This window comes from Cyanobacterium sp. T60_A2020_053, from assembly GCA_015272165.1.
Classification (GTDB): domain Bacteria; phylum Cyanobacteriota; class Cyanobacteriia; order Cyanobacteriales; family Cyanobacteriaceae; genus Cyanobacterium.
This window is the reverse complement of record JACYMF010000050.1, coordinates 1-16,087: the sequence shown is the minus strand read 5'-3', so window position 1 is coordinate 16,087 and position 16,087 is coordinate 1. Positions and strand designations below refer to the sequence as shown.

General features: G+C 38.3%; 17 protein-coding genes and 1 pseudogene. 15 read left to right on the top strand and 3 right to left on the bottom strand.

Annotated elements, in window-relative coordinates:
• The first annotated feature begins 2 nt into the window (after nt 1-2).
• A complete protein-coding gene (locus IGQ45_07045) occupies nt 3-551 on the top strand; it encodes a DUF411 domain-containing protein (protein MBF2056968.1) in 549 nt (182 codons plus the stop codon).
• Between the two features lie 297 nt (nt 552-848).
• Here IGQ45_07045 and IGQ45_07040 read toward each other — a convergent pair whose 3' ends face one another.
• Nucleotides 849-1,613 carry a metallophosphoesterase gene (locus IGQ45_07040; GenBank protein ID MBF2056967.1) on the bottom strand — a complete coding sequence of 255 codons (765 nt, stop codon included), beginning with the start codon at nt 1,611-1,613 and terminating at the stop codon, nt 849-851.
• Nucleotides 1,614-1,802: 189 nt separating this feature from the next.
• On the opposite strand from IGQ45_07040, the gene IGQ45_07035 reads away from it, so the two are divergent.
• From IGQ45_07035 to IGQ45_07010, 6 genes are all read left to right on the top strand, one after another.
• On the top strand, nt 1,803-2,711 hold the full coding sequence (locus IGQ45_07035) for a MoxR family ATPase (GenBank protein ID MBF2056966.1): 909 nt from the start codon (nt 1,803-1,805) through the stop codon (nt 2,709-2,711).
• 114 nt (nt 2,712-2,825) lie between these two features.
• Nucleotides 2,826-3,317, top strand: a complete 492-nt coding sequence (locus IGQ45_07030) for a diheme cytochrome c family protein (protein MBF2056965.1) — start codon at nt 2,826-2,828, stop codon at nt 3,315-3,317.
• Between the two features lie 43 nt (nt 3,318-3,360).
• Nucleotides 3,361-3,957 carry an urease accessory protein UreG gene (gene ureG, locus IGQ45_07025; protein MBF2056964.1) on the top strand — a complete coding sequence of 199 codons (597 nt, stop codon included), beginning with the start codon at nt 3,361-3,363 and terminating at the stop codon, nt 3,955-3,957.
• Nucleotides 3,958-4,448: 491 nt separating this feature from the next.
• Entirely contained in the window at nt 4,449-6,227 is a 1,779-nt protein-coding gene (gene aspS, locus IGQ45_07020; GenBank protein ID MBF2056963.1) for an aspartate--tRNA ligase, read from the top strand.
• 230 nt (nt 6,228-6,457) lie between these two features.
• Nucleotides 6,458-7,879, top strand: coding sequence for an NADP-dependent isocitrate dehydrogenase (locus IGQ45_07015; protein ID MBF2056962.1), 1,422 nt, complete (start codon nt 6,458-6,460; stop codon nt 7,877-7,879).
• A 144-nt stretch (nt 7,880-8,023) separates the two neighbouring features.
• Entirely contained in the window at nt 8,024-8,296 is a 273-nt protein-coding gene (locus tag IGQ45_07010) for a DUF3288 family protein (GenBank protein MBF2056961.1), read from the top strand.
• A gap of 92 nt (nt 8,297-8,388) precedes the next feature.
• On the opposite strand, the gene IGQ45_07005 is transcribed toward IGQ45_07010, so the two are convergent.
• Nucleotides 8,389-8,607 carry a DUF4327 family protein gene (locus IGQ45_07005; GenBank protein ID MBF2056960.1) on the bottom strand — a complete coding sequence of 73 codons (219 nt, stop codon included), beginning with the start codon at nt 8,605-8,607 and terminating at the stop codon, nt 8,389-8,391.
• Between the two features lie 163 nt (nt 8,608-8,770).
• On the opposite strand from IGQ45_07005, the gene mreD reads away from it, so the two are divergent.
• The 3 genes from mreD to IGQ45_06990 all read left to right on the top strand — a co-directional run bounded on the left by mreD (nt 8,771) and on the right by IGQ45_06990 (nt 10,189).
• Nucleotides 8,771-9,277: a rod shape-determining protein MreD gene (gene mreD / locus IGQ45_07000; GenBank protein ID MBF2056959.1), complete on the top strand. Its 507-nt coding sequence runs from the start codon at nt 8,771-8,773 to the stop codon at nt 9,275-9,277.
• Nucleotides 9,278-9,364: 87 nt separating this feature from the next.
• Nucleotides 9,365-9,532, top strand: a complete 168-nt coding sequence (locus tag IGQ45_06995) for a metallothionein (protein MBF2056958.1) — start codon at nt 9,365-9,367, stop codon at nt 9,530-9,532.
• 78 nt (nt 9,533-9,610) lie between these two features.
• Complete coding sequence (locus IGQ45_06990; protein ID MBF2056957.1) at nt 9,611-10,189, top strand: hypothetical protein; 579 nt, start codon at nt 9,611-9,613, stop codon at nt 10,187-10,189.
• 51 nt (nt 10,190-10,240) lie between these two features.
• Here the strand turns inward: IGQ45_06990 and IGQ45_06985 are convergent, their stop codons facing one another.
• A complete protein-coding gene (locus IGQ45_06985) occupies nt 10,241-10,618 on the bottom strand; it encodes a GxxExxY protein (protein MBF2056956.1) in 378 nt (125 codons plus the stop codon).
• A gap of 150 nt (nt 10,619-10,768) precedes the next feature.
• Here IGQ45_06985 and IGQ45_06980 point away from each other — a divergent pair, with 150 nt between their 5' ends.
• The 5 genes and pseudogenes from IGQ45_06980 (at nt 10,769) to IGQ45_06960 (ending at nt 15,864) form a co-directional block, all read left to right on the top strand.
• Nucleotides 10,769-11,974: an argininosuccinate synthase gene (locus IGQ45_06980; GenBank protein ID MBF2056955.1), complete on the top strand. Its 1,206-nt coding sequence runs from the start codon at nt 10,769-10,771 to the stop codon at nt 11,972-11,974.
• A 114-nt stretch (nt 11,975-12,088) separates the two neighbouring features.
• A complete protein-coding gene (locus IGQ45_06975) occupies nt 12,089-13,363 on the top strand; it encodes an insulinase family protein (GenBank protein MBF2056954.1) in 1,275 nt (424 codons plus the stop codon).
• 319 nt (nt 13,364-13,682) lie between these two features.
• The gene (locus IGQ45_06970) at nt 13,683-14,174 is read left to right on the top strand and encodes a DUF177 domain-containing protein (protein ID MBF2056953.1); all 492 of its coding nucleotides are present in this window, start codon (nt 13,683-13,685) and stop codon (nt 14,172-14,174) included.
• Nucleotides 14,175-14,298: 124 nt separating this feature from the next.
• Nucleotides 14,299-14,555: pseudogene (locus tag IGQ45_06965) on the top strand (antitoxin).
• Nucleotides 14,556-14,637: 82 nt separating this feature from the next.
• Nucleotides 14,638-15,864, top strand: a complete 1,227-nt coding sequence (locus tag IGQ45_06960) for an N-acetyltransferase (GenBank protein ID MBF2056952.1) — start codon at nt 14,638-14,640, stop codon at nt 15,862-15,864.
• The last annotated feature ends 223 nt before the right edge of the window (nt 15,865-16,087 follow it).

Below are 16,087 nucleotides of genomic sequence, written 5' to 3'. Positions count from 1 at the left end.
CCATGAGAAAAACAAGATTACTAAAAAACTTGACTAACATTGTCGCCTTAACTATTATTGCCAGTATTCCCTTTACTTTCAATAACCCCAGTTATGCTAATGAAAATCACGAGAATAAGTCAACCCCTGTTAGTGTCTGGGATAAATCAACAGTTAATTATCGTGGTAGTAAAAAAATAACTGTTTATCGTAGCCCTTCTTGTGGTTGTTGCGGGCAATGGATTTCACACATGAAAAAGCATGGTTTTGAGGTGACAGATATTAAAACTAATGATATAGATGCTATTAAACAAAAAAATAATTTACCTCCAGAGTTAGCCTCTTGTCATACTTCTATTATCAATGGTTATGTGATGGAGGGGCATATTCCTGCCGATGATATTAAAAAATTTCTTACCCAAAAACCCAAAAATATGAAAGGATTAGCCGTTGCTGGTATGCCTATTGGTAGCCCAGGGATGGAATCTGATAAGATGAAACAACCTTTTGCTGTTTTAAGTTTTAATCGTCAAGGAAATACTAAGGTATTTAATCAGCATAAAAACTACTAAATAAATTAAAACCCTTTGCTGTAAAGGTGTCAGGTATTAGGTGAAAAAAAGGTGTCAGGTATCAGGTATTAGGTTAAATTTAAACTGTTGACTTATAATAATTACATTTTTAAAATACTCAAAGCCATACTGATTAAAGTTTACATTAATTATTTATTTTTTATTATTTTGTCATAACTACTGTAGGAGAGCCAAAATAACTATTTGGCTTAACTCTTTAATTTATGAGTATTTTACCCGAAACCTGACACCCGAAGCCTGACACCTCCTCTCACCAAAATACTTTTTCAACACCACCTATTTAACTCTTTGAATTTTGGTGCGGTAACTGCCATCTTCACACAAATCAATGAGACGAAAACCGGGTAAGTGATCATCAGGATTAACTTGGAGTGGTGTAACTTGAGAAAAAGTAGAAGGACAACCAAAAAAGTTGATAGTCTCACCAGTGGCATTAATGTGCGAATAATTTAACTCATGATGGATATGTCCAAATAATACCAATGGCACTTGGGGGAATGAATGTAACAACATCACTAAATCATCGCCATTTTTTACGCCAATTTGATCTAGCCAATCAATGCCCGTAGGTATAGGATGATGATGTAAAGCGATAATGGTGGGTTTTTCAGAATATTGAGATAATTCTTTTCTTAATCTGTTTAATTGATCTGTGTCTAAATAACCTTCTCCAAATCCAGCGCCCTCCACCACAGAATCAATTATTAGTAATCGCCACATACCTAAATCAATGACTTGAAAGCCTAAATGCTGAGATGGTGTCAATATTTTTTTTAAATGCTCAGGGTTATCATGATTACCATGTAACCAATAAATGGGGCAATTAAATTCATTCATCTCCTCAGATAAATATTTATAGGCAAGGGCGCTACCTTGATCCGCTAAATCCCCTGTTAGTAATAAGCCATCGGGTTGATAAGTTTTGACTTGCTGTAACACCATCTGTAAATTCTGGTAAGGATTATGACCTCTTAAAATTTCATTATGATCATCTAATAGGTGAGTATCGGTGATTTGGATTAAAGTAAAGTTTTTTTTCATTTTTCTTCAAGAATCGGGCTAGAAGCACGAAATACAGTGCAAAAAATATGATTTGTTGGAGATGTGTATTAGATTTGCGATCATTTTGGCTTGGACTTAAAATTTTACCCTTTTCGAGCCATTAATTGCTAAAGTAATACAGTTAGTTAATAGTGTGATTTAGTATTTTCGGATCAAACGACCAAAACCATGCGAGAAAAAATAACCATCCTCAGAAAAAATTTGGCGCGCGCCATTGTGGGCAAAGACGAAGCAATTACCTTGGTATTGGTGGCGCTGTTTAGTGGAGGTCACGCTTTACTAGAAGATGTGCCGGGAGTAGGAAAAACCCTTCTCGCCAAATCCTTAGCTAAATCCATTAACGGCAAATTTCAGCGCATTCAATGCACTCCCGATCTTTTACCCAGTGATGTTACTGGTACTAATATTTGGAATCCTAACACAAGGGAGTTTGAATTTTTAGCTGGTCCAGCCTTTGCCAATATTCTCCTTGCTGACGAAATTAATCGCGCCACCCCTCGCACCCAATCGTCACTATTGGAAGTGATGGAAGAAAAACAAATAACAGTAGATGGAGATGCCAAAAAAGTTCCAGCGCCCTTCTTCGTTATTGCCACCCAAAACCCCGTAGAATATCAAGGCACATTTCCCCTGCCGGAAGCACAAATGGATCGTTTTGCCCTTTCCCTTAGTTTGGGGTATCCAGCGCCCGAAGAAGAATTATTAATGCTACAAAAACAATTAGATCAAACCTTGGTCACTAATCTTGAACCTTGTCTTTCCCTTGAGGATGTCATCACACTACAACAACAATGTCAGCAAATCAAAGTCGCCCCAGAGTTACAAAAATACATCGTTGATATTATCACTGCTTCTCGTCAAGATGACGATATTAGCTTAGGAGTTAGCCCTCGTGGTACTGTTGCACTACAAAAAACCATTCAAGTTTTAGCTTTTCTGGAAGGGAGAGAGTATAGTATCCCCGATGATGTCAAATTTTTAGCACCCCATGCTCTTGCCCATCGTCTCATACCCAAGGGAGGGCGCAATGCTAAAGTCATTGTAGATCGTTTACTTCGTACCGTTGCGTTACCATAAAGGGCAAAGTTGAAAGGGCAAGGGGCAAAGGTAAATTTAATGATGGGTTGAACAGTGTTCAACCCCTACGCCACTTTATTTTCTTTTTAAGGCACAAACAAGCGAAAAAAGCCAATGATAACAAAAAAATCAAAAAAGTTCTTAATCAGCCTCACAATAGGATTTATACTGGCTTGTAGCGCCCTTCTGGGAGGGGGTGCGTCCCATCTCATTAATGGTCAAACCCTACCAAAATCAGTAGATAAAGCCACAGGTAATTATCGCACGGGGGAAGAATTATATTTGCAAAGCTGTAGCGGTTGTCATATTCCCATTCCCCCTGCCGTCTTACCTACCCAAACATGGCAAACTATCTTAGAAAACCCCCGTAATCATTATGGTACTCAACTAGAAGGTATCGTGCGCTTTAATCAAGTGTTGATGTGGCAATATCTCAAAAATTATTCCCGTCCACTTTTGCCCAATGAAAGTGAGCCAAAGTTTATGGCACAATCTCGATACTTTTTCGCCCTACATCCTCAAGTGGATTTACCTTCTCCCGTAAGTCATCGTAGTTGTTTGCAATGTCACACGGGCGCTGAAAATTTTGAGTTTTCCCTCCAGTAATTAATGTAAACTAATCGAATAGCTTTAAATTATTGTAGCAAACATGAGTAGTTATCGTATCGGTATTGCTGGACCTGTGGGATCAGGTAAAACCGCCTTGTTAGATGCTTTATGTAAAAATATGAGGGATAATTATTCCCTCGCAGCCGTCACCAATGATATTTATACCCAAGAAGATGCCCAATTTTTGGTACGGTCACGGGCGCTGACTGCTGATAGAATCAAAGGGGTAGAAACGGGAGGATGCCCTCATACCGCTATCCGTGAAGATGCTTCTATCAACATTGAAGCCATTGAAGCGTTAGAAGCCCAATTTTTGGACTTACAATTAGTCTTTGTGGAAAGTGGTGGAGATAATTTGGCGGCAACTTTTAGCCCAGAATTAGTTGATTTAACTCTCTACGTTATTGATGTGGCGGCTGGGGATAAAATACCCCGTAAAGGTGGTCCGGGTATCACTAAATCTGATTTGTTGGTGATAAACAAGATTGATTTGGCTACCATGGTGGGCGCTAGTTTAGAGGTTATGGCAAGGGATGCTAAAAAAATGCGCCTTGATAAACCTTTTATTTTTACTAATCTTAAAACTGGTGAGGGATTAGCAGAAGTTATTGAGTTTATCAAATATCGTCTTCATTAGATGGAGTGCGCTTTATAAAGTTGTGAATAGGTTTCAGGCTTCAGGTTGCAGGTTTCAGGTGTAATCTTCGGATGATTATATAATTCTATCAAAAAATTGAATATAAAAAATTATTTTAGTGAGGGAAGGTGTCAGGTTTCGGGTGTTAGGTATGAGGTGAAATGCTTATAAATTAAAGAATTAAGCCAAGTGGTTATTTTTCATAAATTGCTCATTTGTATCAATAGTTTTGGCTATCCTACAGTAGTGATGACAAATTAATAAAAAATAATTAATGTAAATCTTCATCAGTATGGCTTTGAATATTTTAAAAATGCAATTATTATAAGTCAAGAGTTTAAATTTAACCTAATACCTGCTACCTGATACCTGACACCTCTCCTCACTAAAATAATCGAGCGTTCCGAACAACTGCTACAATAGAGGGTTTGTAGATAACTTCTGATTATCTGACTTATTTTGAAGAGCTTATACTAAATATTAACTTACCGATGAGAACTAATTATTGTGGCGAAGTGCGCCGAGAACATCTTAACGAAGAAATTACCGTTTGTGGTTGGGTTGATCGCCGTCGAGATCATGGCGGTGTTATTTTTATTGATTTACGAGATAGAACAGGTATATTACAAATTGTTAGTGATCCCCAGCGCACTCCAACCTCATACCAAAATGCTGACACTTTGCGTAGTGAGTATGTAGTACAAATAAAAGGGAAGGTATATCAGCGCCCGCCCGAATCCTTAAACCCCAAACTACCCACAGGGGAAGTAGAAATTTACGCTACGGAAATCACTATTTTAAATAGTGTCAGCAAACAGTTACCCTTTCAAGTGGCGATGGAAGAAGAAAATTTGCGAGAAGATTTACGCTTAAAATATCGTTACTTGGATTTAAGACGAGAAAGAATGAGTCGTAATTTGCAACTACGTCATCAAGTGGTGAAAGCCATGCGCCGTTTTCTCGAAGATGAAGCCCATTTCATGGAAATTGAAACTCCTATTTTAACTAAGTCAACACCGGAGGGCGCTAGGGATTATCTCGTGCCATCAAGGGTAAACGAAGGGCAATGGTATGCCTTACCCCAATCACCACAATTATTTAAGCAACTCTTAATGGTATCCGGTTTTGACCGTTATTATCAAATCGCCCGTTGTTTTCGTGATGAAGATTTGAGAGCCGATCGCCAACCAGAATTTACCCAACTCGATATGGAAATGAGTTTCATGGGTGAACAAGAAATTATTGCTCTCAATGAAGCGTTAATGTGTCATATCTTCAAAAACGTCAAAAATATTGATTTACCCACCCCATTTCCCCGTCTAACCTACGCAGAAGCGATGAATCGTTATGGCACTGACCGCCCCGATACTCGTTTCGGTTTAGAGTTGGTCGATGTGTCGGATTTGATGGCAGACTCTGGTTTTAAGGTATTTTCGGGCGCTGTTAAAAACGGCGGTATTGTTAAAGTTTTACCAATTCCCGAAGGTAACGAGAAGATTTCTAATGTGAGAATCAAACCGGGTGGAGATTTATTCACCGAAGCCACCATCGCTGGGGCGAAGGGTATTGCTTACATTAGGGTGAGGGAAAATGGCGAAATTGACACCATCGGCGCTATTAAAGATAACCTTTCGGAAACTCAAAAAGAGGAGTTATTAAAGCGCACGGGCGCTACAGCCGGTGATTTATTGTTATTTGGTGCTGGTGATACTGCCACCGTTAACAAGTCTTTAGATAGATTGCGTCAAGTGATTGGCAAACAATTAGGGTTAATTGACGAGGATAAGTTAAACCTCGTCTGGGTAACAGAATTTCCCATGTTTGAATGGAATGCTGACGAGAAGCGTTACGAAGCCTTACATCATCCTTTCACAGCGCCCCACCCCTCAGATTTAGATGATTTGACTACGGCAAGGGCGCTGGCCTATGATTTGGTGTTAAATGGCATTGAAATTGGTGGCGGTAGTCTGAGGATTTATCAGCGCGAAATCCAAGAAAAAGTTTTCCAAACCATTGGTTTATCTATGGAAGAAGCGGAAGAAAAATTTGGTTTCCTACTCCAAGCCTTTGAATATGGTACACCACCCCACGGTGGTATCGCCTACGGTTTAGATCGTTTAGTGATGCTATTAGCGCACGAAGACTCTATTCGTGATGTGATAGCTTTCCCCAAAACTCAACAAGCCAGTTGTTTACTCACAGAAGCGCCCTCCACCGTAGATGATAAACAACTCAAGGAGTTACACGTTACCACTGTTATTAAAAAATAATGGATTAAAAGGGCAAAGGTGACTAGGTTTCAGGCTTCAGGTTGCAGGTTTCAGGTGTAATTTTCAAACCTAATACCTAACACCCGATACCTGACACCTTTACTAATGGGGTTAATATAATTCATTACACGGTATTTACATAAAACTAACAGCAAAAATGTTAATAAGTAACAAAATTTGCTAAAGTTGAAAACTACCATAGATAGGTTAATTAAGAGAAACTGCGCAATATGTTTGAGAAAATCACACCCCCCACTGAGGGTAGTAAAATTGAATTTGTCAATGGACAACCCATCGTACCAGATAATCCCATCATCCCCTTTATTCGTGGTGATGGCACAGGTGTGGACATTTGGCCCGCCGCCGAAAAAGTTTTTAATGAAGCCGTTAAACAAGCCTACGGCGGTAAACGGGAAATTAGTTGGTTTAAAGTTTACGCTGGAGATGAAGCCTGTGAGAAGTATGGCACATTTCAATATTTACCCGATGATACCCTCAAAGCCATTGAAGAATATGGTATCGCCATCAAAGGACCTTTAACAACTCCTGTGGGTGGGGGGATTCGCTCTCTTAATGTTGCTTTAAGACAAATTTTTGATTTATACGCCTGTGTGCGCCCTTGCCGTTACTATGAAGGCACTCCTTCCCCCCATAAAAGTCCTGAAAAGTTAGATGTAATTGTTTATCGGGAAAATACGGAAGATATTTATTTAGGTATCGAATGGAAAGAAGGTTCAGAAATTGGGCAAAAATTAATTAAAATTCTTAATGAAGAATTGATTCCTGCTACCCCTGAGCATAAAAATAAGCAAATTCCCCTTGATTCTGGTATTGGCATTAAACCCATTAGTAAAAAAGGCTCTCAGCGTTTAGTGCGCCGTGCCATGCAAAATGCCCTGAAGTTACCTAAAAATAAGCAAATGGTGACTTTAGTTCACAAGGGTAATATCATGAAATACACAGAGGGAGCTTTTCGTGATTGGGGTTATGAATTGGCAACAACGGAATTTCGTGATGTTTGCATTACGGAGAGAGAGTCATGGATTTTAGGTAATGTGGAGGCTAATCCTAATCTATCTATTGAAGATAACGCTCGATTGATTGAACCCGGGTGGAGTGCGCTGACTCCTGACAAACAAGCAGTTATCGCAGAAGAAATTAAAACCGTATTAGCTACCATTGGTGAAAGCCATGGTATCGGTAAGTGGAAAGAGAAAGTAATGGTTAATGATCGCATTGCTGATAGTATTTTTCAACAGATTCAAACTCGCCCTGATGAGTATTCTATCCTTGCCACCATGAACTTAAATGGTGATTATCTTTCCGATGCTGCTGCTGCCATTGTGGGTGGTTTAGGTATGGGACCGGGCGCTAATATTGGGGATAAGTGCGCTATTTTTGAGGCTACCCATGGCACAGCGCCAAAACACGCAGGGTTAGATCGCATTAACCCCGGCTCAGTTATTCTTTCAGGGGTGATGATGCTGGAGTTTATGGGATGGCAGAAAGCGGCTGATTTAATTCGTGATGGCATTAGTAAAGCTATTGTTTCTCGTCAAGTTACCTATGATTTGGCAAGGATGATGACTCCTCCCGTTGAGCCTCCTTTAAAATGTTCAGAATTTGCTCAAGCTATCATTGATAATTTTTAGCTCAAAGCCACGACAACAAGGGAAGATAAAAAGCTTAAGCCCCTTGTTATATCTATCAAGTCCACTGGATCACTTAGAATAAAACTCTGCGCCTTTGCGTCTCTGCGTGAGACTTTATCAAAATCATTTAATACTTACGATAATATGGATCAACAACACCCATTAGCGCACATCGATCGTAGAATTTTAGAGCAAGTTTCTATGGGAGGAAAAACTGATTATAATTTAGCGGAAGTAGCACGTTTAAAGATTCGTTATCAAAATTTTCCGGGCGCTAGGGATATTCAAAGAGATTTAGATTCTTTCCTGCAACAATGGGAAATGAGGGAAGATGAGTTATTCGGTGAAGTGCGCCGGATACACGCCGAAGGCAAAGTTTATCGCAAAGCCAAGGAAGATCAAGAGGATTGGAGCTAGTTTTTAGGCATCTCCCGAAAGTAGCATTTTGTCGGCGTATATCGGGCTTCTAGCCCGATTGTTAGAAAGGTTTATCAAGTTCTATTTTCACCCTAATCATCCCAAGTTTCTACCACAAGAATATCACTGACAGGGTCTTGCATAGTGAAACCATAGGCAATTAATTCTGATTTAAGAAAAGCCCATTTATCTCCGAATAGCAGAGAAATTTTACCAATATTATCACTGGGCTTAACAATTTCTGAGTTGATCAACGAAGCTACCTTTTGTTGCAATTTCACCATGGGATGAATTACTTGCTTTTGAGCCATAAAATCCTTATTTTTTTACTAAAATGATTGTTGAGTAATCTTTTGTTGGTTTTTGGTTAAATTAAGTTTTTGTTTAGAGATTATATTTAACCGTATAACCTCATTGTAAACATATTTTGTCTTTTTTGACAACAATCAGTCTTTTTTCAATTTTTTATTAATAATGAGTCAAAACTTTAAACCTATAGTTGTCGTTGTTAGTTCGATAATTCTTTGTTGTTTATTGATGTTGTCTCGTTTATCGGGCATGGGATTGGTGGGTATAACCCCTAATTGGTTTTTGATGTGGCTGGTGATATGGAGTGTTAGACGTAATCTATGGCAAAGTTTAGTCGCAGGTGTCTCTTTAGGGTTATTGTGGGATAGTCTGAGTGGTGGTTTCCCTACTCATATTATCGGTTTAATCGTAATTGCCTTACTAACAGCTAATGTTTATCAAGGGGCGTATATTAAAGAAGATATTATTTCCATGCTCTTAATTGTATTTGGCATGGTGATTATGAGTGAGACAGTCATTGCCATACAATACAGTATCCAAACTGATATACCTTTAACGGATATTTGGTTAAAATATCAGCAAAACTCTTTAGCTTCAGCAATTATTACCAGTCTTTGGACTCCCTTACTATATTATCCCCTTAATCAACTTTTGCAAAAAGAAAGACGATAAGCAAGAATTTAAGCAAATTATTGCTGAATAGCTGTTCATCAGTTATTATGAATATATGAACAATAAAACAGATATTGAGGTTTAATAATGACAACAGTAACTCAAATGAAATGTGCTTGTGCTTCTTGTCTTTGTGTTGTAACGTTAAGTGAAGCAGTGGCAAAAAATGACCAATACTATTGTTGTGACGGTTGTGCTAATGGACATACGGAGGGCGCTGGTTGTGGCCACACAGGCTGTAATTGTGATAAATAGCCAATGAAATGAAAAGACAAAGCAGGGGGTTTTAATCCCCTTGTTATAAAAAAACTTTAAAATATGAATTACCTAGAGATTTTAAATCAAGGGATAGGAGAAAAGCCTGTTTCAGTGCAGAAAAAGCCAAAGGCAGAATCAATCCATCAAGCCTTACTGGAAGCAGAAAAACAAGCCCATCAAAATAAACTCAAATATGACTTTCAACAATTAATGGGGAATTGGCATTTAGTATTTATTACAGGGACAAAAGAAAGTAAAAAAAAATGGAGTAACGTTATTGGTAAAGGTTTTTATTTACCCCAATTTATTAATGTCTCTATTAATTATTATTCAGATGAAAAAGAAGTTAATCAAGGAAAAGTAGTCAATCAAGTTAATGTAGGGTTGGTAAAATTTTCTGTAGAAGGTCCCATTAAATATTTAGAAAAAAAGAATATATTAGCATTCGATTTCAATTATCTAAAAATGTATATTTTAGGAGTGCAAACCTATCAAACTAATATTAGGGGTGGGGAAAACAGCACGGAAAGTTTTTATCGAGCAAAAATTAATCAATTAGCATTTTTTAGTTATTTTTTAGTAACGGAAAATTTGATTTGCGCAAGGGGGAGAGGCGGAGGTTTGGCTTTGTGGAAAAAAGATAACATGGAATAATTATTTCTCACGCAGAGGCGCAAAGGCGCAAAGGAAGAGAAACATAAGAGTTTAAAGGTTATTGACGATTCGGGTAATACCGTCTTTGATTAGTTCTGTGTTAAAGTTAATTAGTAATCCTAGTTTTTTGTTCGTAAGTTTAAGATAGGTAAAGACTTGTTTTTTATGAACTGGGGCAATTTTTTCTACAGATTTTAGTTCAACTATTACTTTATTTTCTACAATCAAATCAGCACGGAAAGCATCTTCTATTGTTAGGTTTTTATAAGTAATAGGAATTGATTTTTGTCTAATAAATTGTAAACCACGTTTATCTAATTCATAAGCCATTATGGTTTCATAGACAGATTCTAATAAACCCGGACCTAATTCAACATGAATGTTATACGCTACATCAACAATTACCCTTGAAATCTCATTCTCTCTCATAAAAACTAACCCATAAACTTAATAAAATCCTCTGCGCCTTTGCGTCTTTGCGTGAATTATAAATCAAAAATAGGCAAATCTTGACTTAAGTTTGAGCGAAAGAGACAGTTATTGCTAAAATAGTGCCTTAGTTCTATCTGCGGTAATTTTATGAGTCGTGCTGATAAAGTAGTTTTAGCTTATTCTGGAGGAGTTGACACCTCTGTAGCAATTCCTTACTTAAAAAACGAGTGGGGTGTTAAAGAAGTAATCACCTTAGCTGCGGATTTAGGTCAAGGGGAAGAATTAGAACCAATTAAAGAGAAAGCCTATCGTTGCGGTGCTTCTGAGTCTTTGGTGATCGATGCAACGGAAGAATTTGTCACTAATTATGCTTTTCCTGCCATCAAAGCTAATGCACTGTATGAAAATCGTTATCCTCTCTCGACGGCGTTAGCGCGCCCCCTCATCGCCAAATTATTGGTCAAGGCAGCTGAGGAATCTGGTGCGGATGCTGTAGCGCACGGTTGCACAGGGAAGGGTAATGATCAAGTGCGTTTTGATTTGGGTATTACGGCACTTAATCCTAATATTAAAATTCTAGCGCCCGCCAGAGAATGGGGCATGAGTCGAGAAGATGCTATTTCCTACGGGGAAAAATTCGGCATTGAAGCTCCCGTCAAAAAATCTTCACCTTTTAGTATAGATTGCAATCTTCTCGGACGCAGTATTGAAGCTGGACCTTTAGAAGACCCGATGACTGAACCACCAGAGGAAATTTATGCTCTCACTAAGTCGGTGATGGATGCCCCCAATGAGCCTCAATATGTGGAAATTACTTTTGATAAAGGCACTCCTGTGGCTGTGGATGGAGAAACTCTAGCGCCCGTCGCCTTTGTTACTAAAGTTAATGAAATTGCTGGTAATCACGGGGTAGGCAGAATTGATATGATCGAAAATCGTGTCGTTGGGATTAAATCAAGGGAAATTTATGAAGCACCGGCTTTATTGGTGTTAATTAAAGCCCATGAAGATTTGGAAAGTTTAACCCTCACTAGCGATGTCACCCATTATAAACGGGCACACATCGAGGATACTTACAGCCGCATGATTTACGAGGGTTTATGGTATAGTCCTTTGAAAAATGCTTTAGATGTTTTGATTGAGGAAACTCAAAAACGGGTAAGCGGTACGGTGAGAATTAAATTCTTTAAAGGTAATGCTACTATTGTCGGTAGAACTTCTCCTTATTCTCTCTACGATGCGGAGTTATCTACCTATGGCATGGATGATCAATTTGATCATAAGGCGGCGGAAGGTTTTATCTATGTTTGGGGTTTATCTACTCGAATTTGGGCAGAAAAAACAAGGTCTTAACAATGGATAATTGACAATTGATAATTGATAATGGGTTGAACATTGTTCAACCCCTACTTATTCTTAATAATAATCATTTAGAATGAAAAGGTAAAGCAATATTAATTACTTCCCATGACCTTAACCATTGTTAAGCAGACACAATCCAGCACCCCTACCATTACCAAGTTATCTAATGGTTTAACCATCATCGCCCAGCAAATGCCGGTTGATGCTATTAATTTTAATGTTTGGTTTAATGTTGGTTCTTTGCTGGAAACCGATCATATCAATGGTATGGCTCACTTTTTAGAACACATGATCTTTAAAGGTAGTCAAAGGTTAATGGGAGGAGAGTTTGAGCGCATTGTGGAAGGGAAGGGCGCTGTTACTAATGCGGCCACTAGTCAAGAATATACTCATTTTTATGTTACCTGCGCCCCCCAAGATTTAGCAGAATTAGCGCCCCTCCAACTAGATTTAGTGCTTAATCCTAGTTTACCGTTAGCTGAATTTGAACGAGAAAAATTAGTGGTTTTAGAGGAAATTCGGAGGGCGCTGGATAATCGCCGTCGTTTAGTGTTTGAAAGGGGTATGAAGATTTGTTTTCCCAATTTACCCTATTCTCGCCCTATTCTTGGCACTCAAGAGGTGGTAGGAAATATCACTCGTCAACAAATGGCAGATTTTCATCATAGTTGGTATCAACCTTCAGCTATGACGGTGAATGCGGTGGGAAATTTACCAGTTGAGGAATTAACTGCTGTTGTGGAGAAAAATTGTCGGCATTTATCTTCTCAACCTTCACCCCATCCAGTTAATCATATTCCTGAGTTACCGTTTCAAACAATTGTCAGGGATGATTATACTGACGTTAGTTTACAACAGTCACGCTTAATGATGATGTGGCGCGCGCCGGGTTTAAATAATTTTCGAGAGACTTTAGCTTTAGACGTGTTAGCGGTGATTTTAGGGCAGGGTAAGTTATCCCGTTTATATCGTGATTTGAGGGAAACTCGTCATCTCGTCAAAAGTATCTCTGCTAATAATATGACTCATAAAATTCAAGGGGTTTTCTCTGTTGCTTGTCAGTTAAATCAAGAAAATTTAGCACAAGTAGAGGAGGAAATTATCACTCACATTAAAGATATTCAAAATAATGGAGTTAATCAAAAAGAGTTACAAAGAGTATCAACTTTAGTGGCAAATCAATTCATTTTTCATAATGAAAAACCCAGTGATATAGCTAATCTTTATGGTTACTATTATTCTCAAATGGGAGATTTACAACCGGCTTTTACCTATGCCGATCAAATTCGTAGTTTAACGGTTGCTGATATTCAAGAAGCCTCTGTAAAATATTTGACCCCTCACGCCTATGGTATTGTTACGGTGAAGGGCGCTGGGTAATTAGGTAATGGACAATTGACAATGGATAATGGACAATTGATAATTAGGGTTTGCTGAATAAATCGAAATCCTTTTTAAATAACTAATGTTACGCAAAAATGGAATTAATTGTTGGTGTCGGGTGTTAGGTTAAAGAATTGACAAGAAACTTATGTTTATTGATCTTTTCTTGTACAAGAGTCTATGGAGGGAAGGGTTTTAAACCTGAAACCTGCTACCTGAAACCTCCCTTAACCTGACATTTGAATCAGTGCGTAACGTCAGTTAAATAAGACCAAAAACGGTTAAAATTCAGAAAGAGTGAGAAGAAAGAGGAAGCATGGATAAAATATATATTCCCCAACTGCTGAAAATGCCCCAGCATACTGATAAATTTACTTTTAAGGAAAATTTTAAGGGCTTAAACACCTTAACACCTGTTAAAGGCACTTTGGCGGTGTTTCATCGGGGTGGTTTTCTGGAGATAGAGTTACAGGCTGATGCTATTTTAACTTTAACCTGTGACCGTTGTTTACAGACTTTTAACCATCGTTTGGAAGTAGATACTTCTGAGATTATTTGGCTTAATAATGATTTGGTGAATGAGGAAAAATTCCCCCTTGAAAGGGAAATCACTGGGGATGATTTATGTGAAAGTTTACCCCCTGATGGTTATTTTGAGGTGCAAGAGTGGATTTATGAGCAGTTATCCCTTGCTTTACCGTTGCGACAGCTATGTAATAATGAAAACTGCGCCCCTCCCCCCATCCCTAACGATAATAACTTGGTTGACGGGCGCTGGGCTATACTACAACAATTAGGACAAAAATAAGGTCAAATCACTATCCGAAGGATGAAACGAATCAGATGGAATATAGAAACACGACAAGAGATATTTCTCAAAACTATTATTCCATCTCGTAAAGCTACTAAATATTATCTAAGGAGAGGTGCTAATGAGTAATTTGAATCAAGATGAAAAAGACTTATTAAAATCATTTGAAAATGATGAATGGCTTTCAGTCGGTAATCCTAAACGCCTTGAAAACATAAAAGAATATGCCATGGCAACTTCCATAAAAGAACTCTAATGCTATCTTCTCTTGATTTGGAGATGATAGAAACAAAAGCAATTCAGGAAGGAATCACCTACCAAAGTCTTATTTCCAGCATTTTACACAAATATATCACGGGTAAATTGGTAGATGTTTAAAAGTTTATTGTTCCACCATAAATATTAAGTAACTTTAAGGAAATGCCACTATAATGGTATGGGTATTCTTGCTGAAAAGATCATGCTCAACAAAATTTTTTCATCTTCCCCCACTTCAGAGTATATAATCCGTTGGCACCAAAAAATGGCGGAAATACCCCAATCAGCATGGGATGACATGGCATTACCCCTCCCTACTCCTTTCCTAGAATGGGAATGGTTACATAATTTAGAAACTTCTGGTAGTGTGCAGGCGCGCGCCGGTTGGCAACCCTATCATCTTACCGTGTGGAAGGGTAATAGTCTAGTGGGAGGAGCGCCCCTCTACGTCAAAGGGCATAGTTATGGTGAGTTTGTTTTTGATAATCAATGGGCAGATTTAGCCTATCGTCTAGGTATCGAATATTACCCCAAATTGTTGGGGATGACTCCCTTTACTCCGGCGGTGGGTTATCGTTTCCTAATCGCTTCGGGAGAAGATGAATTAGCTATTACAGAAATAATGGTTAATGCTATTGATCATTTTTGTGCAAAAAATCACCTTTCAGGATGTAATTTTTTATTTGTTGATCCTCAATGGCAGAAAATCATAGCACAATTTGGCTTCACCACTTGGCAACATCACGGCTATATTTGGTCAAATCGAGATTTTCAAAACTTTGATGATTACTTGAAAATGTTTAACTCAAATCAGCGCAAAAATATCAAAAAAGAACGCAAAACCGTTAACACTGCTGGTTTAGTTACCAAAAATTTGGTAGGAGAAGAAATCCCCCATTATCTCTACCCTTATATATATCGTTTTTATAGTAATACCTGCGATAAATTTTATTGGGGTAGTAAATACTTAACTAAAAAATTTTTTGAGCAACTTTATCCCATTTATAGCCATCGTTTAATGTTAGTCGTGGCACACCGAGAGGGAGAAAATGAACATAATCCCGTCGGTATGTCATTTTGTATTCGCAAAGGTGACAATCTTTACGGGCGCTACTGGGGCAGTTTAGATGAATATGATTCCCTACATTTTGAAACCTGTTACTATAAGCCCATTGAGTGGGCAATAAATCAAGGCATACAGATGTACGATCCGGGCGCTGGAGGCTCTCACAAACGCCGTCGCGGTTTTCCAGCAACTACCAATTACAGTATGCACCGTTTTTATAATCAGCGCATGACCAAGATTTTACACCATTATATCGATGAAATTAATATCGCTGAACAAGAACAAATCGAAGCCATTAACAATGATTTACCATTTAATAAAAGAGAGGTTTTATTAGATAATTTATCACCGTTAGATAAATAACGCTTATCCAATTGACATTCACACCATCACAATCTTTGATTTAATGGGTGATTCTTGCTTCATTGCCACTTAACTAGATTCAAGAATTACTCCTCAAACCCCCGTCAAGTGACTACCGACCCAAGCAGTTTACTCACGGTATGCCCTACCGCAAGTATCTAGGTTTTTGGCGTTGCATCATTGCGGGATGATATGCAATTTTCTGATAGGTTGAAACAACTGT

Excerpts from the sequence above, each read along its gene's own strand:
- IGQ45_07030 (MBF2056965.1), top strand. The coding sequence starts at position 2,826 with ATGATAACAAAAAAATCAAAAAAGTTCTTAATCAGCCTCACAATAGGA.
- IGQ45_07035 (MBF2056966.1), top strand. The coding sequence starts at position 1,803 with ATGCGAGAAAAAATAACCATCCTCAGAAAAAATTTGGCGCGCGCCATT.
- IGQ45_07015 (MBF2056962.1), top strand. The coding sequence starts at position 6,458 with ATGTTTGAGAAAATCACACCCCCCACTGAGGGTAGTAAAATTGAATTT.
- IGQ45_06980 (MBF2056955.1), top strand. The coding sequence starts at position 10,769 with ATGAGTCGTGCTGATAAAGTAGTTTTAGCTTATTCTGGAGGAGTTGAC.
- IGQ45_06985 (MBF2056956.1), bottom strand. The coding sequence starts at position 10,618 with ATGAGAGAGAATGAGATTTCAAGGGTAATTGTTGATGTAGCGTATAAC.
- IGQ45_07010 (MBF2056961.1), top strand. The coding sequence starts at position 8,024 with ATGGATCAACAACACCCATTAGCGCACATCGATCGTAGAATTTTAGAG.
- IGQ45_06995 (MBF2056958.1), top strand. The coding sequence starts at position 9,365 with ATGACAACAGTAACTCAAATGAAATGTGCTTGTGCTTCTTGTCTTTGT.
- IGQ45_06960 (MBF2056952.1), top strand. The coding sequence starts at position 14,638 with ATGCTCAACAAAATTTTTTCATCTTCCCCCACTTCAGAGTATATAATC.
- mreD (MBF2056959.1), top strand. The coding sequence starts at position 8,771 with ATGAGTCAAAACTTTAAACCTATAGTTGTCGTTGTTAGTTCGATAATT.
- IGQ45_07045 (MBF2056968.1), top strand. The coding sequence starts at position 3 with ATGAGAAAAACAAGATTACTAAAAAACTTGACTAACATTGTCGCCTTA.
- IGQ45_06975 (MBF2056954.1), top strand. The coding sequence starts at position 12,089 with ATGACCTTAACCATTGTTAAGCAGACACAATCCAGCACCCCTACCATT.
- IGQ45_07040 (MBF2056967.1), bottom strand. The coding sequence starts at position 1,613 with ATGAAAAAAAACTTTACTTTAATCCAAATCACCGATACTCACCTATTA.
- IGQ45_07005 (MBF2056960.1), bottom strand. The coding sequence starts at position 8,607 with ATGGCTCAAAAGCAAGTAATTCATCCCATGGTGAAATTGCAACAAAAG.
- aspS (MBF2056963.1), top strand. The coding sequence starts at position 4,449 with ATGAGAACTAATTATTGTGGCGAAGTGCGCCGAGAACATCTTAACGAA.
- ureG (MBF2056964.1), top strand. The coding sequence starts at position 3,361 with ATGAGTAGTTATCGTATCGGTATTGCTGGACCTGTGGGATCAGGTAAA.
- IGQ45_06970 (MBF2056953.1), top strand. The coding sequence starts at position 13,683 with ATGGATAAAATATATATTCCCCAACTGCTGAAAATGCCCCAGCATACT.